Origin of the sequence: Acinetobacter chengduensis (assembly GCF_003664645.1) — a bacterium.
GTDB lineage: Bacteria > Pseudomonadota > Gammaproteobacteria > Pseudomonadales > Moraxellaceae > Acinetobacter > Acinetobacter chengduensis.
In genome coordinates, this window is sequence record NZ_RCHC01000007.1 from 93,187 (window position 1) to 120,081 (window position 26,895).

Annotated in this window: 26 protein-coding genes; 14 read left to right on the forward strand and 12 right to left on the reverse strand. The window is 40.0% G+C overall.

The annotated features are described in order from the left end of the window. Positions 1 to 5 precede the first annotated feature (5 nt). Positions 6 to 1,751, forward strand: a complete 1,746-nt coding sequence (locus tag D9K81_RS08020; protein ID WP_120375548.1) for a GTPase — start codon at positions 6 to 8, stop codon at positions 1,749 to 1,751. After that, positions 1,733 to 3,904, forward strand: coding sequence for an EAL domain-containing protein (locus D9K81_RS08025; RefSeq protein ID WP_120375549.1), 2,172 nt, complete (start codon positions 1,733 to 1,735; stop codon positions 3,902 to 3,904). Before D9K81_RS08020 ends, D9K81_RS08025 begins: the two co-directional genes overlap by 19 nt. A 141-nt stretch (positions 3,905 to 4,045) precedes the next feature. On the opposite strand, the gene rpmE is transcribed toward D9K81_RS08025, so the two are convergent. The 5 genes from rpmE to D9K81_RS08050 all read right to left on the reverse strand — a co-directional run bounded on the left by rpmE (position 4,046) and on the right by D9K81_RS08050 (position 8,982). Further along, entirely contained in the window at positions 4,046 to 4,270 is a 225-nt protein-coding gene (gene rpmE, locus D9K81_RS08030) for a 50S ribosomal protein L31 (protein ID WP_106984717.1), read from the reverse strand. A gap of 199 nt (positions 4,271 to 4,469) precedes the next feature. Continuing rightward, positions 4,470 to 4,871: a hypothetical protein gene (locus D9K81_RS08035; RefSeq protein ID WP_120375550.1), complete on the reverse strand. Its 402-nt coding sequence runs from the start codon at positions 4,869 to 4,871 to the stop codon at positions 4,470 to 4,472. Between the two features lie 221 nt (positions 4,872 to 5,092). After that, the gene (locus D9K81_RS08040) at positions 5,093 to 6,067 is read right to left on the reverse strand and encodes a bile acid:sodium symporter family protein (RefSeq protein WP_120375551.1); all 975 of its coding nucleotides are present in this window, start codon (positions 6,065 to 6,067) and stop codon (positions 5,093 to 5,095) included. 175 nt (positions 6,068 to 6,242) lie between these two features. Beyond that, complete coding sequence (gloA, locus tag D9K81_RS08045; protein ID WP_120375552.1) at positions 6,243 to 6,644, reverse strand: lactoylglutathione lyase; 402 nt, start codon at positions 6,642 to 6,644, stop codon at positions 6,243 to 6,245. Positions 6,645 to 6,840: 196 nt separating this feature from the next. After that, positions 6,841 to 8,982 carry an AmpG family muropeptide MFS transporter gene (locus D9K81_RS08050; protein ID WP_120375553.1) on the reverse strand — a complete coding sequence of 714 codons (2,142 nt, stop codon included), beginning with the start codon at positions 8,980 to 8,982 and terminating at the stop codon, positions 6,841 to 6,843. Between the two features lie 180 nt (positions 8,983 to 9,162). Between D9K81_RS08050 and D9K81_RS08055 the strand changes: the two genes are divergently transcribed. Further along, positions 9,163 to 11,802: a Lon protease family protein gene (locus D9K81_RS08055; RefSeq protein WP_120375554.1), complete on the forward strand. Its 2,640-nt coding sequence runs from the start codon at positions 9,163 to 9,165 to the stop codon at positions 11,800 to 11,802. Between the two features lie 56 nt (positions 11,803 to 11,858). On the opposite strand, the gene grxD is transcribed toward D9K81_RS08055, so the two are convergent. Beyond that, the gene (grxD, locus tag D9K81_RS08060; RefSeq protein ID WP_120375555.1) at positions 11,859 to 12,200 is read right to left on the reverse strand and encodes a Grx4 family monothiol glutaredoxin; all 342 of its coding nucleotides are present in this window, start codon (positions 12,198 to 12,200) and stop codon (positions 11,859 to 11,861) included. A gap of 198 nt (positions 12,201 to 12,398) precedes the next feature. Between grxD and D9K81_RS08065 the strand changes: the two genes are divergently transcribed. Then, positions 12,399 to 13,610 carry an aspartate aminotransferase family protein gene (locus tag D9K81_RS08065; protein WP_120375556.1) on the forward strand — a complete coding sequence of 404 codons (1,212 nt, stop codon included), beginning with the start codon at positions 12,399 to 12,401 and terminating at the stop codon, positions 13,608 to 13,610. 76 nt (positions 13,611 to 13,686) lie between these two features. On the opposite strand, the gene D9K81_RS08070 is transcribed toward D9K81_RS08065, so the two are convergent. The 3 genes from D9K81_RS08070 to surE form a co-directional block, all read right to left on the reverse strand. Beyond that, positions 13,687 to 14,616 carry a LysR family transcriptional regulator gene (locus D9K81_RS08070; RefSeq protein ID WP_120375557.1) on the reverse strand — a complete coding sequence of 310 codons (930 nt, stop codon included), beginning with the start codon at positions 14,614 to 14,616 and terminating at the stop codon, positions 13,687 to 13,689. 92 nt (positions 14,617 to 14,708) lie between these two features. After that, a complete protein-coding gene (locus D9K81_RS08075; RefSeq protein ID WP_120375558.1) occupies positions 14,709 to 15,536 on the reverse strand; it encodes a peptidoglycan DD-metalloendopeptidase family protein in 828 nt (275 codons plus the stop codon). A 114-nt stretch (positions 15,537 to 15,650) separates the two neighbouring features. After that, on the reverse strand, positions 15,651 to 16,424 hold the full coding sequence (surE, locus tag D9K81_RS08080; RefSeq protein ID WP_120375559.1) for a 5'/3'-nucleotidase SurE: 774 nt from the start codon (positions 16,422 to 16,424) through the stop codon (positions 15,651 to 15,653). Between the two features lie 112 nt (positions 16,425 to 16,536). Between surE and D9K81_RS08085 the strand changes: the two genes are divergently transcribed. The 4 genes from D9K81_RS08085 to D9K81_RS08100 all read left to right on the forward strand — a co-directional run bounded on the left by D9K81_RS08085 (position 16,537) and on the right by D9K81_RS08100 (position 19,453). Next, the gene (locus D9K81_RS08085) at positions 16,537 to 16,911 is read left to right on the forward strand and encodes an MCR_0457 family protein (protein ID WP_120375210.1); all 375 of its coding nucleotides are present in this window, start codon (positions 16,537 to 16,539) and stop codon (positions 16,909 to 16,911) included. Between the two features lie 245 nt (positions 16,912 to 17,156). Beyond that, a complete protein-coding gene (locus tag D9K81_RS08090; protein ID WP_120375211.1) occupies positions 17,157 to 17,531 on the forward strand; it encodes an MCR_0457 family protein in 375 nt (124 codons plus the stop codon). Positions 17,532 to 17,647: 116 nt separating this feature from the next. After that, on the forward strand, positions 17,648 to 18,796 hold the full coding sequence (gene dacC, locus D9K81_RS08095) for a D-alanyl-D-alanine carboxypeptidase PBP5/6 (RefSeq protein ID WP_120375212.1): 1,149 nt from the start codon (positions 17,648 to 17,650) through the stop codon (positions 18,794 to 18,796). Positions 18,797 to 18,913: 117 nt separating this feature from the next. Next, positions 18,914 to 19,453: a gamma carbonic anhydrase family protein gene (locus D9K81_RS08100; protein ID WP_120375213.1), complete on the forward strand. Its 540-nt coding sequence runs from the start codon at positions 18,914 to 18,916 to the stop codon at positions 19,451 to 19,453. Positions 19,454 to 19,551: 98 nt separating this feature from the next. Here D9K81_RS08100 and D9K81_RS08105 read toward each other — a convergent pair whose 3' ends face one another. Continuing rightward, positions 19,552 to 20,514: a DMT family transporter gene (locus D9K81_RS08105; protein WP_120375214.1), complete on the reverse strand. Its 963-nt coding sequence runs from the start codon at positions 20,512 to 20,514 to the stop codon at positions 19,552 to 19,554. A gap of 118 nt (positions 20,515 to 20,632) precedes the next feature. On the opposite strand from D9K81_RS08105, the gene D9K81_RS08110 reads away from it, so the two are divergent. The 5 genes from D9K81_RS08110 (at position 20,633) to purB (ending at position 25,145) form a co-directional block, all read left to right on the forward strand. Further along, on the forward strand, positions 20,633 to 21,163 hold the full coding sequence (locus D9K81_RS08110) for a helix-turn-helix domain-containing protein (RefSeq protein WP_120375215.1): 531 nt from the start codon (positions 20,633 to 20,635) through the stop codon (positions 21,161 to 21,163). 163 nt (positions 21,164 to 21,326) lie between these two features. Continuing rightward, positions 21,327 to 21,812 (forward strand): NUDIX hydrolase, encoded by a 486-nt coding sequence (locus D9K81_RS08115; protein WP_120375216.1) that lies wholly within the window; start codon positions 21,327 to 21,329, stop codon positions 21,810 to 21,812. 4 nt (positions 21,813 to 21,816) lie between these two features. Continuing rightward, positions 21,817 to 22,950, forward strand: coding sequence for a tRNA 2-thiouridine(34) synthase MnmA (gene mnmA, locus D9K81_RS08120; RefSeq protein ID WP_120375321.1), 1,134 nt, complete (start codon positions 21,817 to 21,819; stop codon positions 22,948 to 22,950). A 15-nt stretch (positions 22,951 to 22,965) separates the two neighbouring features. Next, entirely contained in the window at positions 22,966 to 23,697 is a 732-nt protein-coding gene (gene hflD / locus D9K81_RS08125) for a high frequency lysogenization protein HflD (protein ID WP_120375217.1), read from the forward strand. A 59-nt stretch (positions 23,698 to 23,756) separates the two neighbouring features. Then, positions 23,757 to 25,145, forward strand: coding sequence for an adenylosuccinate lyase (gene purB / locus D9K81_RS08130; RefSeq protein WP_120375218.1), 1,389 nt, complete (start codon positions 23,757 to 23,759; stop codon positions 25,143 to 25,145). Between the two features lie 160 nt (positions 25,146 to 25,305). Here the strand turns inward: purB and D9K81_RS08135 are convergent, their stop codons facing one another. Further along, complete coding sequence (locus D9K81_RS08135; RefSeq protein ID WP_120375219.1) at positions 25,306 to 25,554, reverse strand: hypothetical protein; 249 nt, start codon at positions 25,552 to 25,554, stop codon at positions 25,306 to 25,308. Between the two features lie 251 nt (positions 25,555 to 25,805). Between D9K81_RS08135 and D9K81_RS08140 the strand changes: the two genes are divergently transcribed. Continuing rightward, the gene (locus tag D9K81_RS08140) at positions 25,806 to 26,441 is read left to right on the forward strand and encodes a DUF2238 domain-containing protein (RefSeq protein WP_120375220.1); all 636 of its coding nucleotides are present in this window, start codon (positions 25,806 to 25,808) and stop codon (positions 26,439 to 26,441) included. On the opposite strand, the gene D9K81_RS08145 is transcribed toward D9K81_RS08140, so the two are convergent. After that, positions 26,438 to 26,860 (reverse strand): hypothetical protein, encoded by a 423-nt coding sequence (locus D9K81_RS08145; protein ID WP_120375221.1) that lies wholly within the window; start codon positions 26,858 to 26,860, stop codon positions 26,438 to 26,440. The genes D9K81_RS08140 and D9K81_RS08145 overlap by 4 nt on opposite strands. Positions 26,861 to 26,895 lie beyond the last annotated feature (35 nt).

Below are 26,895 nucleotides of genomic sequence, written 5' to 3' on the forward strand. Positions count from 1 at the left end.
TAAAGATGACTAAGCGTACTTCAGACATATTTCAGAAATCGACTGAACTAAAGCTGGACCAACTCAGTTTTTGTCCGACCACTGCCAAAGGATTGCAGGAATGGCTTAATAGTGTCTCCATATTACAATTGGGGACTTCATCTAAATCGTTATTTAATGCTTTGCTTGAAATTTCTGAATTGAAATGCCAAGAGATGTTGCGATTTGACTTGGTGCAAATCCTGCATCCAACTTTAGAAAATGTACTCATTAGCTTAGAAAAGCATTTTGCCAATCACAGTTTAATTACCACGGATCGTAATGATCAGATTATTGAATTGGCGATGTTGTTGCGTAGTCACTTTGCTAAGATTTATATTGATATCGCAATGCGTTGTAATACGCAGCTCAATCAGCAAAAGTTTTCTATCTTTTCTTTTGGGCATAAAAAGAGTTTGCAAACAGCACGTACAGCCTCAATTTTTTATGCTTTACAACAGTTGGCAATGTTGTTGTATCAACAACAAATGCTTTACAGCACGCCAATTCCTGGTCAATGGCATGCAGCCCATCAATTGGTTGAATATGCGATTCAAAACAATTTTGATCAAACCAATATTAATCAGCTTTTAGGCACGCAACACGATATCACCACCATTGCACAAGTATACTCACAGCTGATTTTATTGGATATTTTCAATACCAATCAAATTCGACCAGCAGAAATTCAAGGTTTGTATTTATGTAGTTTTGATTGGGCCAAACTCATTCAAATTCTACCGAAAGAAACGACTTTATCGCGCTATGTGGTGGACTCAAATAAAGACCATCCGCCTATATTTAACTCACATCAAGCGTCGCATTACACACCCGATATTTTTATTTCGACACAAAACTTGCTTGACCATCTCACGGAAACACAAACCAAAAGTGGTCAGTACTTATCAAAAAATGAAAAGCTATTCCTCACGCCTGCCTTGCATTTCCATATTCATAACTTATTAATGAATAATGTGGAACGTAAACATGAGCGTTATGATTACTCTGCTGAAATTAATATTTGCTTTGGCTTATCGGTTGCACATTTCTATCTATCTAAAGGTAAATTACTGCAAGAAACACTCGAGTTAGAATCCAACTATAATCTTCAGAATGAATCGAGTTTCATCAACTCAATGGATAGTAACATTCAAACTTCTGTTTCAAATGCCAAAGCACTGGACCGTGAAGCGAAACAGATTCATTCTGCTGAAGTTCTCGACATCAGTGTCAATGGTTACCGTATTAAATGGACCGGTGCTACACCAGCAAACTTAAAGACGGGCGAGTTTATTTTGGTACAAGAAAATGCCCAAAGCCAATGGCGTGGTGGTGTTATTCGTTGGATTAAGCAATCTGCAGAAAAGAGCTTAGAGCTGGGCTTAGAAATTTTAACCCAAGATATGTATCCATGTGCGGGGCATATTCGTACCGATCGAAATACGCATAATTATCAACCTGCACTCTTGGTTCAAACCGCTCAACTAGACCAAACCAGCACAACACTAATTTTACCTGGTTCTAATCTATTCCGCGAAAAGCAAACGATACATTTACGTTTAGGCAAAGAAGAACTTAAAGTTTATCTAACCAAGGCTCAATTGATCACTCAAAGTTTTATTCGTTTTGAATACGAATTACTCAATGATCAACAAGAACATCTAGTCACCGAATTTATTAATAAACAAGTGAACGACACGAAAAATCACGATTTATGGGAAGCGTTGAAGTGAGAAATCCATTATTGTCCAAAAAATTAAAGCGTACCGAAACACGTTTGCTCATTATTGATGACAACCAAATACGTTTTAACCAAATACGTGATCTTCTAACTCAAAGCGAACACCAAGTTGAAGCTGTTCTACTCGATGATTTACAAGGTTTTGAAAAACAGCTAAATCTAAATTGGGATTTGATTATTTTTGGTCGCGCTTACGACTTAAAATATGAACAAGCTTTAAGTTTAATTCGACTTTCTAAGCAACCCAATCTACCTATTTTATTATTAAAGCCTGATGACTACCAAGCAGACCAATACCCTGCCTATATACATAAAGGCATTTACGATATTTTAAATTTAGACTATCCAGATCGTTTTTACTTGGGTTTAATTCGTGCCCTGTCTTTCAGTCGCTTAATGCAAACACAGCAACAGCTGATGAATGAACTTGAAACAGCACAAAGCCAAGCACAATCACTGGTTGTGGATAGCCACAAAGCTTTAGCTGTGATTCAAGAAGGCATTCATATTCAAGCCAATACAGAGTACTTATCACTGTTTGGTTTAAAATCTGAAGATGAAATCATTGGTTTACCTTTACTAGACATCCTCCAACCAAAAGATTTACAAGAATTTAAGACACGTTTCAAAAAAATCAACCAAGGTCAGCTTGATCTTGGTCGTTTTGAACTTGACTCACGCAATAGCAAACTCACCTCAAAGAATCCATTAAAAATAGAATTCATTCCTGCAACTGAGGATGACGCTCTACAGATTGCTATTGATATCGAAACTACAGGTAGCACAAAGGCCTCACCTGAAGGTGCGCAAAATAGACCAAATACTTATCAGCAAATTAAGCGCGCAATTACACAACAACCGTCTAATATTAATGCTTTGGTTTTATTCTCTTTGGCCTCTGCACCTGAACAAATTTTCCAATCCGACTGGAATACATTAAAAAGTTATTTTGAACAGGTGAAAAACTTCTTAAAAGAACAAACCAATGCACCACTATTTAAAATTGATGGCGGTGTGTATGTTGGTTTATTCCAAGCAGAATCTAAAGAAAAACTTGAGTCTAAATTAATTGGGTTAAACCCGTTACGTAAACCTCAACTCTTAACGGTTAACAACAACAGTTACCCGCTCAATTTACGTTTGGGTTATACAGTTTTAGAACAAGATTTACGAGATGAATCTGTTTTAGAACAATATGTTGAAAAAGCGTTCCTAACAGAATTACCTCAAAACCAACCTGCGCCAGAACTCGAACTTTCAATTCCAAGCCTTGATTTTGCACCGCAAACACCAGCAGTCGCTCTTGAAGTTCAACCGACAGAATCACAAATCCCTAGCGTACAATTTAGTTCGACGGTTGAAGAGCTTGCACCAATTTCGGCACTCAATGAGTCTCCTGTGATTAAAGCGCTTCGAAATTGCTTAGAACGCGGTGAAATCCATCTGAAGTATCAACAGCTATACGATAAAGATGACCAAAACATGTACACCTACGAGGTGACAAGTGGCTTCATTTACGACAATAAATGGCGTGATATTTCCGAACTTAAAGAACTGGCAGAAGATTCAGAACTATCCATTAAACTCGACCGCTGGATTATGGTGGAATCATGCAAACAATTGCATAATTTTATTACCCAATATCCTGAAGCCAAGCTAATTATTAATTTAAATAAAGAAATCTTACTTAAAGACCGTAGCTTCCCTGAGTTTGTGGCCAAACTACTAACGATTATTCGTAGTAAACAGCAACATCCTCTTATTTTACAGTTCTCGGAAGACGACATTTATCAGTCTCTTGCAGATGCTCAAAAAGCAATTATTGAACTTCGTCGCAATGGTGCTGAAATTGCGCTTCGTGATTTTGGTCAATCGATGTTTAGCGAAAACCTATTGACCCAAGTTGAAGTGAATTGCCTAACATTGCACCCTGAATTAACGCACATGTTAAATACAGATAAACAATGTGAGGAACTCCAACTTAAAATTGCAGCCTTCCGCGACATTAAACCTGTACAGATTATGTTGCGTGGTCTGAATGACATGACATTGTTTGCTAATGCTTGGAATGTTGATGCACGATTTATTCAAGGCGATTACTTCCAGAAAAAACTGGATCATTTAATTGATGTACAAGATCAATAATCACCTTCTCCATATAAGCTAAAACCTAAAAGGCCATATTCAATTGATATGGCCTTTTTTATGCAAAATTTTGTACGCTAAAAAGCAAATACAAGGCATAAAAAAAAGCAGGCAAAATGCCTGCTTTTTTGGTTTTGGGTATTAACGTTTGATAGAACGTGACATACCAGCAAAACGTTGCTTGAACTTGTCGATACGACCGCCAGTGTCAACGTTCTTTTGCTTACCAGTGTAGAAAGGGTGGCAAGCTGAACATACGTCTAGGTAGATAGATTCTTTACCTAAAGCTGAACGAGTTTCGATTACGTTACCGCATGAGCAAGTAGCAACTAATTTTTCGTATTTTGGGTGAATATCGGCGCGCATCGTCGATTACTCCATAAAGTTTAAGAAGGTTTTGCTGTCATCGCAATTGACCACTCTCCTACAAGTAGGAGGAAGTGCCTAAAAGGCAGATCAACACCATAACAGACCATTCTTTTGGCCCACCGAGACGGATACCGTCAGAGCTAAGCACAACAAGTTGGGACAAATTATAGCTGATTTTTTACTGTTAATAAATAGCTCATTCAGACAGAACAGCTTTCTTCTGTGCTTTTGCTTGCTCTGAAATTTGTTTAAATTTCATCTCTACACTTTGCTGAAAAGTGTGCTGGTCAAAATGATTCAAGCGCTGAATTAATACAGGACAATAAATCGATGAATTCACTTGCTGTAAAGATCTGCTCATCATTTCCAGTGCTTCTTGCAACTGCCGCTTAACGCCTGCATCTACAGGTGAATTAAGTTCCTCTTCTTTAAATAATGCTTCATCATGATTCAGATTAAGGACAGAGGTTTCACCCTCTTTTGCAGCCTTGAGCACTTTTACTTTAGCGCCCGTATAGGCTTGTTCAAGCTCAGGATTGAGCTGTGGCTGTTGATCACGGCAAAAGTCCAGCATCGGTTGTAGCGTCAACAAAGGCATCTTTACTATAAGATCACGATTCACTCTTAATGTTAAATCATCAGCTATACACACTGTGCTGCAGCTGAGAATGAAAAACAGCCCAGCAATTCTTTTTATCATTTTATCCATTCTGTTCTTAAAGCTTAGTTATAGACAACACACTCAGTTTACATGATCCATTAAAAGACTCGATACCTTCCGAGTCTTTTAATCACTTAAACTCTTAAATTCAATGCAATTTATTTAACGCCATAGCTCTGCTTAGACCATAAATTGGCAATTACACCGCAGACCATCAGCTGGATTTGATGGAATATCATAATTGGCAATACGATCATTCCCAATGGCTGACCAATAAATAAAATCTGCGCCATTGGTACACCACTAGCTAAAGTTTTTTTAGAACCACAAAAGAAAATAGTTTTTTGATCTGCACGATTAAAGCCCATCCAACGTGGGACATACAATGCCAAGAGCATAATCAGCGTGAGTAAGACTGAACAAGCTATGATCAGCATAATTAAGGTTTGAGCACTCACCTGTTGCCACAATCCAGCTGCCACCGCACTACTAAATGCGCCATAGACCACCATTAAAATTGAGCCTTGATCAAACACCTTTACAATCTTCGGCATCTTTTGCATATAAGGATACACATAAGGGCGCAACAATTGCCCCAATACAAAGGGAACCAAAAGCAACAAAGTAATTTGAATAATAGATGCTGTTGGGTCAAAGTTATGCGTAGTTTCACCTAAAATAAAAAAGCTCACCAATAGCGGGGTAATAAACATACCTGCAATATTAGAAAATGACGCACTACACACAGCCCCAGCGACATTCCCCTGCGCAACAGAAGTAAACGCAATTGAAGATTGTACCGTTGATGGCAAAAAGCACATAAACAAGAAACCCCAATACAGCTCCTGCCCTAACATTGGCACCAATAATGGTTTAGACAACAAACCGATGATGGGAAATAATGCAAAAGTAAATGCAAAAACAACGCCATGCAATTTCCAATGCATCAAGCCCTCTACCACGGCTTCACGCGACAGTTTGGCACCATGTAAGAAGAATAAAATTGCAATTGCAGCTGTCGTAAACGTGCCAAAAATTTCAGCAGCCTGTCCAGAAACAGGTAAAAAAGTGGCCAAAAGCACCATCATAAACAACAGTACTGTAAATCTGTCCAAAGCCAGTAACTTCAGCATGTTCGCATCCTTTCAATGATTTATCTATTTTTATTTAGCTAAGATTAGCCGTTAAAAAACCCAGTAAGCCTAGAATTTACCTCAGGGTAAAAACTATCTTACTGGGCTTTTCAATTGAAACTACATTTTCATGCGTGATGTTCAATATTTTGACGGTATTTTAGCATCGTTCTGATTAGTTATTACGAGCGTTGTTGTCTTGCTGAATCAGTTCAATTTTGTAGCCATCTGGATCTTCTACAAATGCAATGACTGTTACGCCACCTTTCATTGGGCCTGCTTCACGTACGACATTACCACCACGAGCTTTAATTTCTTCACAGGCCTTATACGCATCATCTACTGCAATCGCGATATGACCATAGGCATTACCCAACTCATAGGCATCTGTGTCCCAGTTATGAGTCAACTCAAGTACCGTATTGCTATCTTCTGCGCCATAGCCCACAAATGCCAATGTAAAACGGCCTTCCTCATAATCACGTTTACGAAGTAAAGTCATACCCAGCACTTCAGTATAGAACGCCAATGAACGTTCCAAATTGCCTACTCGCAACATGGTATGCAACATACGCATTTTCATTTTCCTAAATCTTAAATGATAGTTGAATACTATAGGGATTTAATCTACAAAGTTCAATTTTAGTCGCAAAGCTTATACAGCATTAGAGCGCAATTAATATGCGTTTTTTATTAGCCACAACTGTATGCATTCATTTAAAAAAAAGCCCGCGAATTGGTCGCGGGCTTTTTAATCAAACTCAAATCAAAGTCTATAGTGTTGTTTTTTGCTCATGCGCTTTGAGCAATTTTGCAACCCAAACTACTAAAAACAAAATTGGAATACCAATTAATGCCGTCATTAAGAAGAATTTTGGATAGCCAATATTAGTCACAATTGTGCCTGAATATCCCCCTAAAACCTTAGGTGTTAACGTCATTAAGGAGCTGAAAATTGCATACTGTACAGCCGTAAATGAAACACTGGTTAAGCTCGATAAAAAGGCAATAAATGCAGCACCAGCCAAACCAGAAGCCAAATTATCCACAATAATTGCAAAGTACAGCCACAGCGAACTGTATGATTTAATCACTTTACCTTTAATTTCAACTAAACCATTATCAACATTATTCAGTTGAATCGGTTGAATATCCACACTCAGCACGCCTGCCATATTGGCAGAGGTATTTACGCCGTAACGGTGTTCAATAGTATTCACCGTAACATCATTTTCTAGCAATTTTGCCTGAAGAGTTTGACTGCGTGATTTTGTTAGTAACTCAGCAGGTATTGCTGCAGTAAATGTACCTTCTTTGTCCAGTTTGGCATCAAAATCTTTGCCATCTAAACTAAATACCAACTTCTGGTTATCGCTCAGTGTTTTGCCATACTGACCACGAACTACAATGCTATTGGTATTTTCAAAAGCGCTCACGACGTTATCTGAGGTCACTGGCAGTAAAATCATGCTGTCAGGCTGAGTTTTACTCAAATAAGGCATCACCACTTTTACAGGTGGCGTCTGCTGTATTGCATAATCAGCAGTCACTTTAACTTCACCATTATTTTGTAATGCCGTATAAGGTGCATGAACAGTCCAAGCTCCTGTCTCATCTGGCTGAGCGGTATAACTTTGACCCGCGACTTCTACCACCACATCAGACAAGGGCTGACCAGATTTAACCAATCCAATAAAAATAAGATTGGTAGAACTCGCCAAAATGGCCCCTACGAACATTAATTTCATAATGTTCATACGCTGTGCGAGTAAGCCCCCTAAAAAGCCACCGACCAAGCTAAAAATCACCCCGTAAATCTTTACTGCTTCCGCAATCTGTTCTTTGCTGAAATTTAAGTCTTGGTAAAATACATTAGAAATCACACCCGCAATAATGTCAGAAATGCGGTAGAAACCGATCAATAGTAATAAGACTAAAGCCAGCTTCACTCCATAGCGCTTAAAGAAATCCGCCACAGGATTGACCCAAGTTTCATAGGCCATTTGCTTATTGACTGCCCCAGCTTTAACTAAGCAACTCCCCACCAGTAAAGCTATAGCACCTGAACCAATAAAGCGTACAGACTCTAAGCCAAAGAGTAATAAAGAGTCTTGTACTGCAAATTGTGTTTTGAGTACTTCAACCAAATCACCTGAAAATATATAACTTAAGACAAAACTAAGCACTGCTACAAAAAACACAGCAACCAAACGGTAGTAATCAAAGCGCTGATAATTTTTATGTACACGTTCAACTTGAGGCTCACGTATAACTAAAGTCGTGATGATGCCCACCAACATCACACCCGCCATAGCCAAGTATGTTGTACGCCATGCCTCATAAATATAATTACCTTTAGCTGTACCCAAATAAGCCGCCAAAAATAATGCACCTGCGCCTGCAACAATCATCCCGATGCGATAGCCTGCATTATAGGTAGAAGCCAATACGGTCTGCATTTCTGTTTCTGCCAATTCAATGCGGTAGGCATCAATCACAATATCTTGTGTGGCTGCAGAAAAACCTAAAAGTACGGCGCCTGCCGCCATTTGATAAATATAGCTCTGCCCCAGTGCAGGGTCTGACATCGCCATGATGGCAATAGCGCAGATAATCAAACATTGTGCAATCAATAACCAAGCACGGCGACGTCCCAGTAATTTGGTCAATACAGGGACTGGAAGCTCATCAATTAAAGGCGCCCACACAAATTTAAAGGAATAACCTAAAGCTGCCCAACTAAAAAAAGTCACGGCGCTCTTATCAATGCCCGCTTCACCTAGCCATAGTGACAAACTGGAAAATATCAGCAGAATTGGAATACCTGCCGAAAAGCCTAAAAACAGCATGATCAGCGCACGTTTATCTAGAAATGCGGTAAATGCCGCTTTCCACCCTGAAGCTTGTGTTGTCATTACATTATTTTTGTCTAAAAATGAATGATGCTATTCAAGCGCTTAATCCGCTTGGTTTCAACCAAATTTATAAAATCTGTACGTAATTTTATCGAGAATATCTGCCATGTTGCTTGATCTTTTCAGGCATTTCTGTATACCTTTAAATTCTGCCGTTATTAATATGTTTTGGATTCAACAGTGACCAAAAAACTCGAAACCCTTCAATCTTCTCTTTCAACTCACACTGCTAACCAAAACGAAGTACCAGAACCCAAAAAACTGATTAGTGTTTTTGACCAACCAGAGATTCAAAGCACCTTGAGCAAAACGCAACTTCAATTTGAACAACTGACTTATTTAACTGACCTAAAAAAAATTCCAACTTCAACAAAACGCTTAAAACCCTTAAATAACTTTTTAGGTCAAGACCGTGCTCGTGCTTCAGTTGAGGCAGGTATTGCTCTGCCTTATTCTGGCTATAACATCTTTGCTGTAGGCACAGCTGGCTTAGGCAAACGCACTATGATTAAGCGGCTCTTGCAACAGCATGCTAAAAGCATGCCTACGCCAAATGACTGGGTATATGTCAATAATTTTCAGGTACAGCGCCAACCTTTGGCATTAAAATTACCAGCTGGCCAAGCGCCTAAGTTTCAAACCCAATTACACCAAACGTGGCAGACCATTTTAAAGCAACTTGAACGTCGCTTTACTGCCGAAACTTATCACAACAATATTGAATTGATTCGCCAACGCACAGGTGATGAACAAAATCATGCCTTATTTGAATTGACCAAAGAAGGCGAAGATCTCGACCTCAAACTCATCACACAAAATGATGAGCATCACTTTATTCCAATGCATTTTATCGACAATAAAATGCAAGAAATGACCAAAGAAGAGATCAATGCGCTCAATAGCCAACAACGTGCAGAAATCTCGGCCAATATTCGCTATATGGAGAAAAAGCTTGATCGTCTTGGCCTACATTTAGGTGATTTAGAAGATGATGCACGCGATAAAGTTCAGCATTTAAATCGTGATATTGCTAAGCAAGTGGTCATGCCTCGCATTGAATCTTTGCTGAATAAATTTAAAGAAGTTGAAGGTCTTGCCCAATACCTTAAATTTTATGCAGAAGACATCATTGAAAATGTCGAAATTGTCTTAGAACAAGAAGAAGAGGATTTCCGTCCGGGTATTTTTAACCACGTACCTGCGCGCTATCAAGCCAATATTGTGGTTACGCATAAAGCAAATGCAGGTGCGCCTGTTATTTTTGAAGACTTTCCAACCCACTACAACTTATTGGGTCATGTGGAGCAACTCACTCAAAATGGCACTATCACTACTGACTTTACTTTAATTCGCCCAGGGGCTTTACATAAAGCCAATGGTGGCTTTTTAATGCTAGAGGCCGAGCAATTGCTAGAACAGCCTTATGCATGGCAAGGCTTAAAACGCGCACTTAAATCTGGCCAATTAAAACTGTCTTCTCTTGAGCACATGCTTACACTCACAGGTAGTATTTCCATTGAGCCTGCAGCCATTCCACTCAACATTAAAGTGATTTTATTGGCTGAGCCTGAAATTTATTATGAAATTTTAGAACTTGAACCAGAACTTGGTAGCGTATTTAAAATTCGTGCAGACTTTACCGATACATTGCAACGTAATGATGACAATGAGCATGCTTATATGCAGTTAATTGCCGACTATGTACAGTCCGACAAACTATTGCCTTTTGATCGCTCAGCATTATCTGCACTGTTAACCGACTCTAGTCGCCAAGCCGAAGACCAAAGCTCACTGTCTTTGCATGCACTAACTTTAGGTGACTTAATCCGTGAAGCTCACCACCATGCTGTACAAGCAAATGACAGCATGGTCACAGAGCAACATATCAATACGGCGCTCGACCATCGTAAATATCGACTCGGTTATCTACGTGAACTGTATTGGCAAGACTTAACCCGTGGTACACAACTGATTGAAACCCGTGGCCACCGCTTAGGACAAATTAATGCGCTTTCTGTCATTCAATATGCCGATGTTGAGTTTGGTCTGCCTTCACGCTTAACGGCTTCGGTTTACCAAGGTGGCGGTGATATTTTAGATATTGAACGCAGTGTTGAATTAGGTGGTTCTTTACATGCTAAAGGGGTTCTGCTCATGTCGAGTTTCCTCAAAGCGCACTTTGGCCGTGAACAAACCCTACACTTTTCAGCGGCATTAGCCTTCGAACAAAGCTATGGTCAAGTCGATGGAGACAGCGCAACCGTCGCAGAGCTCTCTGCCTTGATTTCTGCCATTAGCCAGTTGCCAATTGATCAATCTTGGGCCATTACAGGCTCTATGAACCAATTAGGCCAAGTACAGCCGATTGGTGGTGTGAATGCCAAAATTGAAGGGTTTTATGATGCATGTAAATTACAAGGATTAACGGGCCAGCAAGGTGTCATTATTCCACGTCAAAATATGCAACATTTAATGCTACGCAAAGACGTCATTGAGGCTGTACAACAAGGTCAATTTCATATTCATGCGATTGATAATATTGCACAAGCTTTAGAAATCTTGATGGCTCGCCCTGTTGGCACCCTCGATAAAAAAGGCCGTTATAGTAAAAATTCAATTTTTGCTGCTGTGATGGAGCAACTTGAGTACTGGCAAGCCATAGAAGATGGTGCAGCTTTTGAGGAAGAAGAAGACAGCAAGAAAAAGAAAAAAAAGAAGAAAGGCAAAAAAAAGAAAAAAGCTGAACTCAAAGCACAACAACAAGCAGATGCTGAAGTGACTTCTTCAATAGATGAAAACACATCTACTGAAGAAAAATAATCATCAAGCAGACACAAAAAAGCGCCGTTTATCGGCGCTTTTTTACTTACTCTGAATTAAGCTTCAGGAGCTGGGCTGAATTCTTCAACTAAAGTTTTTAATTCGCCTTTTTGGAACATATCCAACATAATATCACTACCGCCGATCAACTCACCGTTGATCCATAATTGCGGGAAAGTCGGCCAGTTTGCAATTTGTGGCAATGTTGCGCGAATATCTGGGTTTTCTAAGATATTTACATAAGCAAATGGACGGCCAATTTGACTGAGCGCTTCAACAGCACGTGCAGAAAAACCACACTGTGGGAATTGTGGTGTGCCTTTCATGTAAAGTAAAACGGCATGTTTAGCAATTTGATCGCGAATTAACGCTTCTGTATCACGAGCTTGTTCAGTCATTGATATATCCTCAATAAATCTGCATCGCATTATACCCAAAACTCAACAAAACAGTATGACTAAAGCAATATTTCCAATTTTATTTACAATCGGGCTTTAAATCGTGGGTATATTTTGCTTATATAGAACACCTTACTACTTTCATTTATAAAGTAGCAAAAGCAAATTTTCAATCCTCCGAACAGATAAGAGTTAGTCATGAATAACATTACCCTTGCGCCTGTGCAAACTGATCAACCCTCTCACTTGATGCCTGTATTTGGCCGTCAACAGATCAGCTTTGTCCGAGGCCGAGGTTCTTATCTTTATACTGAAGATGGTACAGAATACTTCGATGCACTCACAGGTATTGCTGTGTGTGGTTTAGGTCATTCACACCCTGCAGTTACCGCAGCTATTGCAGAGCAAGCTGCAACTTTAATTCATACCAGCAATATTTTTGAAGTGCCTTGGCAAACAGCAGCAGCACAAAAACTTGCTGAAGTTGCTGGTATGGAAGAAGTCTTCTTTTCAAATAGTGGTGCAGAATCAAACGAAGGTGCAATTAAAATTGCACGTAAGTTTGCACACTTACAAGGCATTAGCACACCAAAAATTATTGTTGCTGATCATTCTTTCCATGGTCGTACGCTTGCAACACTGTCTGCAACAGGCAATAAAAAAGTCCAAGATGGCTTTGCACCATTGGTTGAAGGCTTTATTCGTGTACCTTTTGGTGATATTGAAGCCATTGAAGAAGCTGCTATTAATCACCCAGACATCGTGGCAATTTTAGTTGAACCTATTCAAGGTGAAGGCGGAGTAAATACTGCACCTCAAGGCTTTAGCTATTTAGAAGATATCCGTCGCATTTGCAACCAACACAACTGGTTAATGATGTTGGACGAAGTACAAACAGGTAATGGCCGTACGGGTAAGTATTTTGCTTACCAACACACCAATATTGTGCCTGACGTACTCACCACTGCCAAAGGTTTAGGTAATGGTTTCCCAATTGGTGCAGTCATGACTCAAGGCCGTGGCGTGGGTGTATTAACGGCAGGTAACCACGGTTCAACTTACAGTGGCACACTTTTAGGTTCACGTGTGGTTTACACTGTAATTGAAACCATTCAAAATGAAAACTTGGTGGCAAATGCTGCTGAAAAAGGTGCTTATATCGTTCAACAACTGACTGAAAAGCTTCAAGATCAGCAAGTAACGGTACGTGGCTTCGGTTTAATGATTGGTATTGAATTGCCTAAAGCATGTGGCGATTTAGTCGATATTGCTCGTGATGAATACCATTTAATTTTAAATGTGACTGCGGGTTCTGTGATTCGTTTACTGCCAACTTTAAACATTACACAAGAACAAGCTGATCTTTTAATTGACCGTATTGTTCGCATGGTCAAAGCTTATTTAGCTTAAGCTGGTTGCAATAAGAAAAGCCGCTGATCGCGGCTTTTCTTATACCTAAAAAGTCTTAACTAATATTATAAAAGTCTCAAGAAACTTCTTTATAGACTCGCCCGCCTGAAAGTTGAGCAAAATATTGCTTTAAAATTTCAAGACTACGCTGAACTTTTGTAGATTGTTGCTCAGTTTTAGCCATGACTGCATATAAAGTAAATGTTGGCAATTTCCACTCTGGTAATACTTCTACCAAGTTGCCATTCATTAAGTCTTTTTGCACATCCAAATACAACATACGTGCAATTCCATGGCCCTGCATGCACATATTTTTTGCAATGTAAGTGTTATTTGTTGAATAGCGTGACGCTATATCTAACACAATCGTTTCAGCACTCACAGCATGCTGAAATGCAAAACTTTGATTGTTTTTTGCTAGATTCGTCATAATCACATCATGTCGGGTTAAATCTTCAGGACGTGAAATAAACGAATGTTGATGAATATAACTTGGTGATGCCACCAAGATTTGATCTACACGTGCAAGTGCAACGACTTGTACATTTGGATCTTCTATTCTATGGCTCATGCGTAACGCAATATCGATACGGTTTTCTTTTAGATCGGCCAATTGATAGTCCGCATCTACATGAACCTTTAACCCATGATGTGTAGACATCCACTGTGATAGTGCTGGGATAATATGATTGGTACACATTTCAGGTGTTGAGGCAATTCGTAATTCACCGACCAAATCATCGCGTAGTTCATTAATTCTAATTTTGCCACGTTCAGCTGCAGACAGCATGTCTTGACAGCTATGAAAAAAAGCCTGCCCAGCTTCTGTCAGGCTTAGTTTTCGTGTAGAACGATGCAACAATACAACTTCCATATCCTGTTCTAAAGAACGGATTTGTTGACTGACAGCACTGGTCGTAATACCTAATTCTCGTGCCGCGCCGCTAAATGAGTTTTTTTCTACTACACAAGCAAAAACACCCATACCCCGAAGTTGATCTAACATAAAGTTCCCTCATAAAACTTTGAGTTGCTTTTTTTAATATTAAAAACAACTCATTGTATTATACGGAGAAATTTACGCTTTGCATTAGCTATTTAATTATTTGGTAAAATTGAAATCGGATTGATAGGTTTACCGTCTAAACGAACCTGAAACTCCAGCATAGTGCGGTTTGTGCCTGAAGAACCCATTTCAGCAATTTTTTGACCAGCCGTTACATTTTGTCCACTTTTCACTAGAATTTTACTGTTATGAGCATAGGCTGTTATGTATCCATTGATGTGTTTAACCAACACCAAATTACCGTATTCTTTTAAGCCATCGGCAGCATACACCACTTGACCATCAGCTGCCGCAACTACTGCATCACCCACATTACCGCTATAACGCGTACCTTTTACATTGTTAGCTAGATTAAAGCTTTCAAGAACCGATCCAGTTGATGGACGTACCCAACGCAATGTGTTTGACGTTGCTGTTGTGCTTGGTGTAGTCACAGGTGCTACAGGTGTACGTACAGTCGTCTGTGATGGTGTGGTTGTTGTATTTTGTGGTAAGGCAATTGATTGGCGCTGAATCGGTGCTACTTGCGTAACTGCTTGAGTAGAAGCTACACGACGAGAAGACGAATTTTTGAGGCGTAGCGATTGACCGACATAAATACGATACGGCGCTACAATATCGTTCATCTCTGCAACACTGACATAACTCAAACCATAACGCGCAGCGATTCCACTCAAGGTATCACCTGAGCGTACAGTATAAAAATCTGGAGCAGCCACGTAACGAGCTGAATTATTCACCTGAGGTTTTGATGCACAACCACTCAATGCCAAAGCAGAAGCAGCGGCCGCAGCAAGTACGAAAGTTTTGAATATAGTAGCTGGGGCTGTAGAGGCAGCTTTTGAAAACACCAGGGACATTATTTTCCTCTCTAACAAAAATGAAGCGAATGGTGTGAATGCGCTAAGATTAGCAAAAAACAACTGCAAATAAGCTTCACAGTTGTGTTTTTCACAAAGTTATAACACTTGTTACTATTTTTGGCTAAATTGTGCGTGCAAGTCCGTCAAAATATCATAATTTGTCGCATCCATTTGGATTGGCGTAATACTGACAAAACCATTCGACACAGCAAAGAAGTCAGACTCAATGCCAAATAAACCCTTTTTAGGCTCTGCAACAGCTTCACCTGACAGACCAATCCAAAATACTTGACGACCACGCGGATCAACTTGAGTGGTAATCGGTTTAGACTGACGACGACGGCCTTGATACGTGACTTGTGCACCTTTTAATTCAGCCACATCTGGAATATTAATATTAAAGATGTGTCTTGATGGCAATGCTGGCAAACCACCTGCAATAAAGTCATGCACCCACCGTGCCGCCTGTGCAAAATCTTGCGGATCATTATAACTACGTACATTTGGCCCTGCTAATGACACCGCAATTGCAGGTTGAGCCATTAAGCGCCCTTCAAATGCTGCCCCTACTGTCCCTGAGTACAGCACATCATCGCCTAAGTTTGCCCCACAGTTAATGCCACTGACGACTAAGTCAAACTCAAAATCGAATAGTCCGTTCATAGACAAATACACACAGTCTGCGGGCGTACCATTTACCGCCCACATATCAGGTGCGATTTGAATCGGACGTAATGGTCGATCTAAAGTTAAAGCGCTGGAAAACCCACTGCGTTCTGCTTCAGGGGCAACAATCACCACGCGACCTAAAGGTCTTAAGGCATGTGCTAAAGCTTGGATCCCTGGTGCAAATACACCATCATCATTGGCGATTAAAATATTCACTGAAAAAACCTGTTACTGTTTAAAAATGACCGTTCAGAACATTTGATTGATATATATAGAGAATTATATATATTTAAACTCCGACATCCATCAAAAATGTGTGAATTAAAAAATGATTACAACTTTATCATTTCGTCGCTTACTGGGGTTAAGCTTGGCTGCTGTATTGTCTCAAGCAGTTATTGCTGATGAAGGACTAACACCTGCTGAAGCCAACACAATCATTAAGGAAGATATCGCATCTACTCAAGTTATGGCTGAAGTTTGCCCCGCAATTATTGGCAAAAATGCTAAATTTGATAGCAACATTCAAACCCTCATCAAAAGCTATTTAGCTGACTATTCAGAAAAGTCGATGACTTATGAAAAGCTTCAAGCAGATACTGAATATAAATCATTTTTAGAAGAGTCTCGTATTGCAGCAAAAGAGTCTTCTAAAGAGGAGCAAAAATCTGTGTGTGATGATGTTTTAAATTACGAAGCTTAATCGCTGATTTAACATCTTATCTCCAATACCCTAACTTCATTGGCTGACAAAGCTTATATTGTCAGGATGCTTTTGCAGTTATAGAGATAAACCGTCTAAGACTTAGGCGGTTTTTTATGTACACTGAATTCATTATTCCTTCATGGTTTCAACACCTTCAATACAAAATCCAGCTGATATTTCTTCAAATTCGTTTTAAGCTACTATTCATTCGCTTTATATCACTTTAAAATTAGGTTTTTTACATGAAATATCCTCTGCTTAAAACACTGACTGCACTTACACTCTCGGCATTTACCCTTCATGTATATGCTGAAAATGTCGATGTCACTCCAAGTGATAATCAAGTAACACAGCAAGAATTAGCAGCTTTGTATGTGCTTTCTGACATTTGCCCTTCAGTGATTGATGCAAAAGCACAAAATAAATTTGAACAAGGTTTTGGCAAACTTTTAAAAGAAAATATGCCACAAGTGAAAGACCCAGCTCAGACCTTAAAAGCATTAGCACAAGACCCAAAATTTGCGCCAATTTTGCAAGAAGCTCAAGCCGATGCGAAAAAAGCAGGTGATGCGAAAAACTTAGAAATTTGCCAAGAACTGACAACATACGCAAATTAAGCTCACTTCGTTACAATACTTTTAAAATAAGCCTTTCTCCCCCGTAGAAGTCCGCCTAGCTTTGTCCTAAAATGCTAGGCTCTTGCGCTTATAACAAGTTATTGGAACCACTTAGAATGACCCGAAAAACCGCCCTTGCCGCATTAGTTCTTGCACCCTCTTTTTCATTTGCAGCAACCGTCCTCTCTGCACCCCCAGAATTGAATAATAAATCTTATGTGCTGATGGACTATGAAACTGGGCAAATCCTTGCATCGAAAAATGAAAACGAAAAATTAGCACCTGCTTCAATGACAAAAATGATGACCAGTTACATCATTGAACAAAAGTTATTGAGTGGCGAGCTAACTGAAAATGAAAAAGTACGTATGAATGAATCTGCATGGTGCCGTGGTACTAGCGCAGAATCTTGTATGTATGTGCCATTAAATGGTACGGCTACAGCACTTGAAATGCTTCGCGGTATTATTATCCAATCGGGTAACGATGCATCAAAAGCAATGGCTGAACACATTGCGGGTAATGAAGGCACTTTCGTTCACATGATGAACCAAGAAGCTAAACGTATTGGCATGGGCAATACGCACTTCATTAATGCAACAGGGATGCCAGCAGAAGGTCATTACTCAACTGCAAAAGATATGGCAACGCTTGCTCAGCACATTATCCATGACAGCTCTAAATACTATCCAATTTATTCTGAGAAAGAATTTACATTTAATGGGATTAAGCAAGGTAACCGTAATGCCTTACTTTATACAGACCCAAGCGTTGACGGTTTAAAAACAGGCCATACAGATGAAGCAGGTTATTGCTTAACAACATCTGCTAAGCGTGGGCCTTTACGTTTAATTTCTGTGATTTTTGGTGCGCCAAGCATGAACGAACGTGCATCACAAACACGTGAAATTTTAGCGTGGGGTTATGCAAACTTTGAAACAGTTAAAGTTCAACCTGCAAAACAAGTCTTAGCAAAAGCAAAAGTTTGGTATGGCAAAGAGAGTGAAGTTCAAATTGGCTTACCAGAAAACTTTAACGTGACTATGCCTAAAGGCGAAGCAAATGCGATTAAGACTCAATTGATCGTACAACCAAAATTAACTGCACCTTTAAAGCAAGGTCAGGTGGTAGGTAAATACGTTGCAACTTTAAATGGTAAAGTGATTGCTGAAAAACCATTGGTTGCTTTAAATCCTGTTGAAGAAGCGGGCTTCTTTGCAAAAATGATTGACCACATCAAACAGTTCTTTGCTAACTTATTTTAAAACCTAAATTGTATGCCCTATATAGGCATATAGCTTAGACCAAAGCATCCATACCTCGGTTTGGGTGCTTTTTTATTTTATACTCTGCCTAGTTTCTACAATGTGCGATGGACCGTGATGAACAAAAATATCCGCCCTTACCTTTCACAGCATCCCAAAATTGACGCCACTTGCTATATCGATGAAATGTCTGTGGTGATTGGAGAAGTCAGCTTAGCTGAAAATGTGTCTGTCTGGCCTTTTGCAGTAATCCGAGGCGACGTGAATCATATTCATATTGGCAAAAATTCCAATGTACAAGACCATGCCATGCTACACGTGAGTCACAAAAAAGCAGACAAGCCCGAAGGCTCTCCGCTCATCATTGGTGAAGATGTGACGATTGGCCACCATGTAAAATTACATGGCTGTACCATTGGTAACCGTGTGCTGGTTGGTATTAGTAGTATTATATTAGATGATGCCATTATTGAAGACGATGTCATGATTGGCGCAGGCTCCTTGGTTCCACCACGTAAGCGTTTAGAAAGTGGCTATTTATATGTAGGCAGTCCTGTACAGAAAGTCCGGCCGCTAACAGACAAAGAAAAAGAATTCCTGCCTTACTCTGCACGTCATTATGTCAAAGTGGCGAATAATTATCTTGAGCAATCCTAATCACAAGAAATAAAAAAGCGCGAGACATCGCGCTTTTTTATTTTCAAGTTCAAGGCCATTGGCTATTCAAAGAAAAATTGCAGATATTGAGCCTCATCTTAAGCACCGTCAGGTACTTGAGCCCCTTTTTGCATTTTAATTGATGCCAAACTATGTACCACCATGCCTAAAGCAATTAAAAACACACCAAAGAGTGCGACCTTTGAAGGTAGACCTATATTTAAAAAAATCATCTCTCCAATTAAGGTAAATAACAACTCACCAGCCTGAGTGGCTTCGACCATTGCCAATTGACTCGGATTGGTATGCACCAAATTTGTTGCTGAGAAAAATAGTAAAGTCGCAATTACACCAGAAAATAAGGCCACTAAAAATGAATATGATAGTTGGCTGCTCGATGGTAAACCATGATCAGCCCAGCCAAAGAGTGCAATCACGATCCAAAAAGGAAGACTGGCCAAAGTCATATTCAACACCCGTTCAGGCGTTTCTACCTTAGCTTGGCAAACTTGCATCATTTTTCGGTTGCCCAGTGGATACATAAAAGCCGCAAACACCACAGGAATAAAGCCGGCCAAAGCCAATATCCAACTGATACTGCTCATTTGATCCCATAGAATCAAAAACACCCCTAAAATAATCACACTCGACCACTTGAGCTCTTTCCAAGGTAATTTACGCCATACACTGCCCTGAGTATGAGAAGTGTTCACGCCTAAGAATGGCACCAGTAATGATCCAGCAATGATGGTCATTTGCCAACTCCCAGCAACCAGCCACCCTGGGGAATAAACACTCGCAAAAGTTAAGGGTGCATAAAATAATCCAAAGCCAACAGTACTCCAGATAAGGTAACTTTTGAGATTTTCCTTTAAATGTCGCAAGCTCGCCTTTAACTTACCGCGGACTATCACAATCAGCAGTAGCATAGGCACCATCCAAAAGAAGCGCAGTGAAGAACTCCACATCCAACTTCCACCTTCAACTTCCATCGCCCGATTAAAAATAAAGGCTGTAGAAAAAAAACAGGATGCTAGTAGCCCAAAAATAATCGCGCGCACATGACCACCTACATTTTAGAATTTTTAAATGGATATTTAGCAATAAAAATCTTGTGCGTTATAATGCACAAGGATTGCATTGTACGTTATAACGCACAATATAAATAGAGGTGATGAAATGTCCATGTTGTTACAGCACATTGCTGGTCAACTTAAAAAACTACGCACGGAAAAAGGCTGGAGCTTAGATCAAACTGCAAAAGAGACTGGCATCAGCAAAGCGATGCTGGGACAGATTGAACGTGAAGAATCCAACCCGACTATTCAAACTTTATGGAAAATTGCTTTAGGCTTTCATTGTTCTTTGAGCACTTTTTTACCCGCAGAACCACAACCTGAATCTGTACTCAAACATGAAGCCGATGCCCTGTCTGTCAAAATTTTACAGGCCTTTGATGCTGCACTTGGATATGAAATTTTACACATCACGTTAAAAGCCTATTCATCCCATGATTCATGCGCGCATGAACAAGGTGTGATTGAAGATATTTTGCCTTTAAATGGAAGTATCACGATTCAGACTGAAGAACAGCACTATATGGCAAATACTGGCGAAAGTATTCGTTTTCATGCAGATCAGGCACATCGCTATCTTAATCACAGTAATCAGGACGTAATTTTTTATAATATTATTCATTATGCAAAATAAAAGTGACTGCCTGAGCATACGGATAAGATGCTTATAGCTTCAGGCAATACATCCTCTGAAGCTTAGCTTGTTTATCGTCCAATGAGCTTTAAAGTTCAGTTCGACATAGCCACACACCCCAAAATTTTATACAATAGCCCATCCCTTACCATGGTGCTTTTCTATGACCGCTTGGACTGCGCACGTAACCGTTGCAACTGTTGTTGAAAAAAACGGAAAATTCCTGTTTGTTGAAGAACATACCCAAGGCGTAACGCATACCGTGTTTAACCAGCCTGCGGGGCATGTCGAATGCGGTGAAACCATCGTTCAAGCAGCTATACGCGAAACCATGGAAGAAACTGGTCATGCTGTAGAAGTAGATGCCTTATTAGGCATTTATACCTATACACCTCCAATGTATCCTGACCGCACCTATTTCCGTTTCTGCTTTTTAGCGCATGTACTGGAATATTTTCCAGAAGCAGAATTAGACACAGGTATTGTGGGTCCCAAATGGATGACATTAGAAGAACTGCTAGAATCTGCTCGCGCGCGTAGCCCGCTTGTAATTAAAGCGGTTCAAGATGCTTTGTCTGGTCAAAAATATCCTTTATCGCTCGTTTATGAGCACCAAAATTCTCCCTTAATTTCAAATTTGGATGCCTAATCCTATGCAACAACGTGTCATCGTCGGTATGTCTGGTGGTGTAGACTCATCTGTGTCTGCAGCGCTTCTTCTTCAGCAAGGCTATCAAGTTGAAGGCCTGTTCATGAAAAACTGGGAAGAAGATGACGGCACGGAATACTGCACAGCAATGGAAGACCTTGCTGATGCACAGGCTGTTTGCGATAAAATCGGCATTAAATTACATACCGCAAACTTTGCTATGGAATATTGGGACCGCGTGTTCGAACATTTCCTTGCAGAATATGCTGCTGGCCGTACACCTAACCCAGATATTCTGTGTAACAAAGAAATTAAGTTCCGTGCGTTTTTAGATCATGCTGTAAACCTTGGTGCAGATTTTATTGCAACTGGCCATTATTGCCGTCGCGGGGAAACTCTAAAAAATTCACGTGGTGAAGAATATGCGCCTTTACTTCGCGGTGTAGACAACAATAAGGATCAAACTTACTTTTTACATGCCGTACATGGCCGTGAAATTAATAAAACTTTATTCCCTGTCGGTGAAATTGAAAAACCGCAAGTGCGTAAAATTGCAGAAGAATTAGGCCTAGCCACTGCGAAGAAAAAAGACTCAACAGGCATCTGCTTTATTGGTGAACGACGCTTTAATGACTTTTTAAAACAATATTTACCAGCGCAGCCCGGAAAAATTGTGCTTGAAGACGGCAAAGAGGTTGGTGATCATCACGGCTTAATGTACTATACGCTCGGCCAACGCGGTGGGATTGGTATTGGTGGTATGAAAGGCGTTTCTGAAGGCGCTTGGTTTGTACTGCATAAAGATATCGAAGGTAACCGTTTAGTCGTTGGTCAAGGCCATGAACATCCACTCATGCAAAGCACCATTTTATGGTCTGAAGCCATTGATTGGGTTGCAGGTGAGCAAGAGATTCCTGAATCAGGTTTCCGCTGTACTGCAAAAACACGTTATCGCCAAGGTGATCAGGCATGTACATTGTACAAAGACCCAGACGCACCCAATGGTGTACGTGTAGAATTTGATGAAGCACAGCGTGCAGTGACTCCAGGTCAAAGCGTTGTGTTCTATGCTGGTGAAGTTTGTTTAGGCGGTGGTGTGATTCATCATACCAATGCACCTAAACCGGATTTTATTTAAAAGGATTGTCTCGGCATGACAGAGTTACCGTTTCAACAACCCCAGACTCTGAGCACCCGTCAAAATCGCGCATTAGCGTTGGCAGGTGTTTTTCAAGCCACCCAGTTAACGCACATGACTGCGCTAACGGGTCGCCAGAGTATTGGTGAAAGCGGTAACTTTTATTTTGAACAATTGATTAAAGCCAGTCTAAATATTCGACCAAGTGGCCCCTGCCAATGTCAAACTTTAGCTTTCTTTAATCAATTGGCCGATATTTCTCTCGGTTTAAAAACCTTAGAAAATAGCATAAACCATCCTTTTAATACTTCTCCTAAATCCAGATTGCCTAAACTAGCCAATACTAAACTTCCAATGAATTATGCAATGGCACTGTTGCAACTTGAGAAGAAAGTTTATAGCAATCCCAAATTTGTCGAAATTATTGAACAGTCCCAACAAAAAATATTAAAGCAACTTTCATTTTTTGATAATAACTATTTACACCCAAGCATCATTGCCAACCTCGCACAAACCTATGTTGAAACAGCTGGATCAATTAATCCACGCATTATGGTTCGTGGCAATGCTGAAGCCTTTAAAGACTCAAACCACACCAATCGCATCCGTGCCTCGTTATTTACAGGCCTGCAAATGGCGCATTTATGGCGCCAACTGGGTGGTAGCTCTTGGGGCATGATTTTTAGTAAGCGCAAGCTACTGCAGGATATTCAGGATCTTGCCCGTTTACAGTATCAAACCGTATGAATGATGCTGAATTCGGGCTTTTTTGTTTTACGTTTAATTCCAAAGTTTAAGGAATCGCTATGAACGCTTTAACCGCACTTTCTCCATTAGATGGACGCTACGCAAGCAAATGTGATGCTTTGCGTCCTTACCTCTCTGAGTTTGGTCTCATCCATGCTCGTGTGACTGTTGAAGTGCGTTGGTTACAAGCGCTTGCAAACCGTCCTGAAATTACAGAAGTTCCAGCTTTTTCAAGCGAAACAAATGCAGCACTAGATGCAATTGTTTCAAATTTCTCTGAAGACAATGCAAACCGCATTAAAGAAATCGAACGTACAACAAACCACGACGTTAAAGCCGTTGAGTACTTCCTCAAAGAACAAATTGCTGACATCGAAGAGCTTAAAAATGCAGGTGAATTCATTCACTTTGCATGTACCTCTGAAGACATTAACAACTTGTCTCATGCTTTAATGCTTAAAAATGGTCGTGCAGTATTAGTTGAGTCTATGCAACAAATCGTCGATGCGATTGCTGCTTTGGCTGAAACTCACGCTGAACAACCTATGTTGTCTCGTACACATGGCCAAACAGCAAGCCCAACCACATTGGGTAAAGAAATGGCAAACGTGGCTTATCGCCTTGCACGCCAAATCAAACAATTCAACAATGTTGAACTTCTAGGTAAAATTAACGGTGCTGTAGGTAACTACAATGCGCACTACTCTGCTTACCCAGAAATTAACTGGCCTGCTCACTCACAAGCATTTGTTGAATCTTTAGGTTTAACATTTAACCCGTACACAACTCAAATTGAACCACACGATTACATCGCAGAAATGTTCGATGCACTTCGTCGTTTCAACACAGTGTTAATTGACTTTAACCGTGACGTTTGGGGCTACATCTCTCTTGGTTTCTTCAAACAACGTTTAAAAGAAGGTGAAGTTGGTTCTTCAACAATGCCGCATAAAGTGAATCCAATTGACTTCGAAAACTCTGAAGGCAACTTAGGTATTGCAAATGCAGTCTTGGCTCACCTTGGCGAAAAACTTCCAATTTCTCGCTGGCAACGTGACTTAACTGACTCAACAGTACTTCGTAACATGGGCGTAGGTATGGCACAAAGCTTAATCGCTTTTGAAGCTTGCTTAAAAGGTATTGGCAAACTTGAATTGAATGCGGCACGTATTCTAGAAGATCTTGACCATGCTCAAGAAGTTTTGGCTGAACCAATTCAAACTGTAATGCGTCGCTATGCAGTTGAAAAACCATACGAAAAACTTAAAGCGCTTACACGTGGTCAAGCAATGACTCGTGACATGATGGTTAATTTCGTAAACGGTAACGAATTAGAAGCTGTACCTGCTGCTGACCGTGCACGTCTTGCAGAAATGACTCCTGCAACTTACACAGGTAATGCTGCAGATCAAGCGAAACAAATCAAAGATTTGATTGCTAAAATCTAATTAAAATTGTGTAAAAAAACGAGGCCCTGCGCCTCGTTTTTTGTGACTTATTAAAAAGCTCTTTTTAAAGAATACTGAGCTAAAAATTAACATCCTAATCATTGATGAAGCTATATACCCCACCTCGCAAAATGAAGAGGCTATCCTATTCACAGTCGGCCTAACAATCCTCCAAAGGACAATACTTAGCCCAATCATCCTTCATACGCTGTAACTCACATCCTGTCAGTAAGTCACTAAAATAAATATAGTAAGTCGCTTCTGGATATTCAATTTCATGTCGGTATAACATACCGCGCAAAGAGACCGATAACTCTTCTGGGAAATCACCATCTAAATGATTCAGTTCTTCAAACTCATAATTAAAATAGCAATTTTGCTGTGCAACAAATGCTTCTACAACCGCCATGCGCTGTCTCGAATCAATTTAAAATACAGTATGCAAGTGTAACGGATTCAAGCCTATAATGCCCAATTCCATATTTTATGTGAAGGTTAAAACATAAGCTAATTTGATAGCTTAAATTTAAATGCATTACTTAAAATCTAAAACACTGCATTCAAAGTTGATTACTCAGTTTCAACTGTAAAAGCTGAGTTTTCAGTTAAACTCGCACAGTCGAATAACTATACTTTTTTAATATTTAGCGAATAACAATAATGATTGAAACTCAACTCCAGCCAAAGCACTGGATTATGCTTGGCATTTTACTTATTGCCATCGTGATTGCCAGCATTCACCCTCTCGAATATGTGCCTTATTTATTGCATCAAATTGGCACACTACTCATGCTTGGCCTACTGTTTTTATGCTTCTATAAAATCGGCCTGAGCTTTGCTAGTTTCGCTCTCTACATTGGTTTTTTACTTATTCACATTGTAGGCGCACACTATCTCTATTCTTATGTACCTTATAGTGATTGGACTCAAGCGCTTTTTGGCTTCAATCTCGATCAAACCATGGGTTGGTCGCGTAATATGTACGATCGGCTGGTACATTTCGCTTATGGTTTGTTTTTATACCCACTGTTTCTACGTCTATTTCAAGTGTGGCTACCTTCACTCAAACCATTGACGCTGTATGTATTGGTCATTCAATTTGTAATGGCCACCAGCCTATTTTATGAATGGATCGAATGGCTGATTGCGATTGGCTTATCACCCGAAGAAGCTGAAAATTATAATGGACAACAAGGTGATATCTGGGATGCACACAAAGACATGCTACTGGCCACACTTGGCACAATCATCACTGGTACAATTTGTTTATGCAAAACAGCAAAACCAAAAGCTTAATGTTGCCATTGAATTAAAACTGAATCCTTGAGCTGCGGATTCAGTTTCCGATCATAATATTCAAAACACACCTTGGAACCTACGGACAACTTTTGCAAATCTTTATCCATGCGTAAATGGCGTGCGTATTTTGTATCATTAAATATCATTTCCACACGCTCGAATGACTGCCTTTTATTTTTATTTCCACTGCTCACATAGCTTTGATAAGCCACAACAGTACCACAAGTTTGAGAGCGTATTTCAGTTTGCTGTGCTGAATAGTAAATATAGCCTGTGAACAAAATTGCTGCTGGGCCAAATAGCATCGTATACGGCATCAATACAGATGTATGACTATCGCGCACATGGAGCAAATACACCCATGGCCAAACACCGATGCAAATAACACCAGCTAAAATAAACAGCAGCGTCATCATGTGTCTAATTTCCTTAACCTGCAATCATAAGCCAA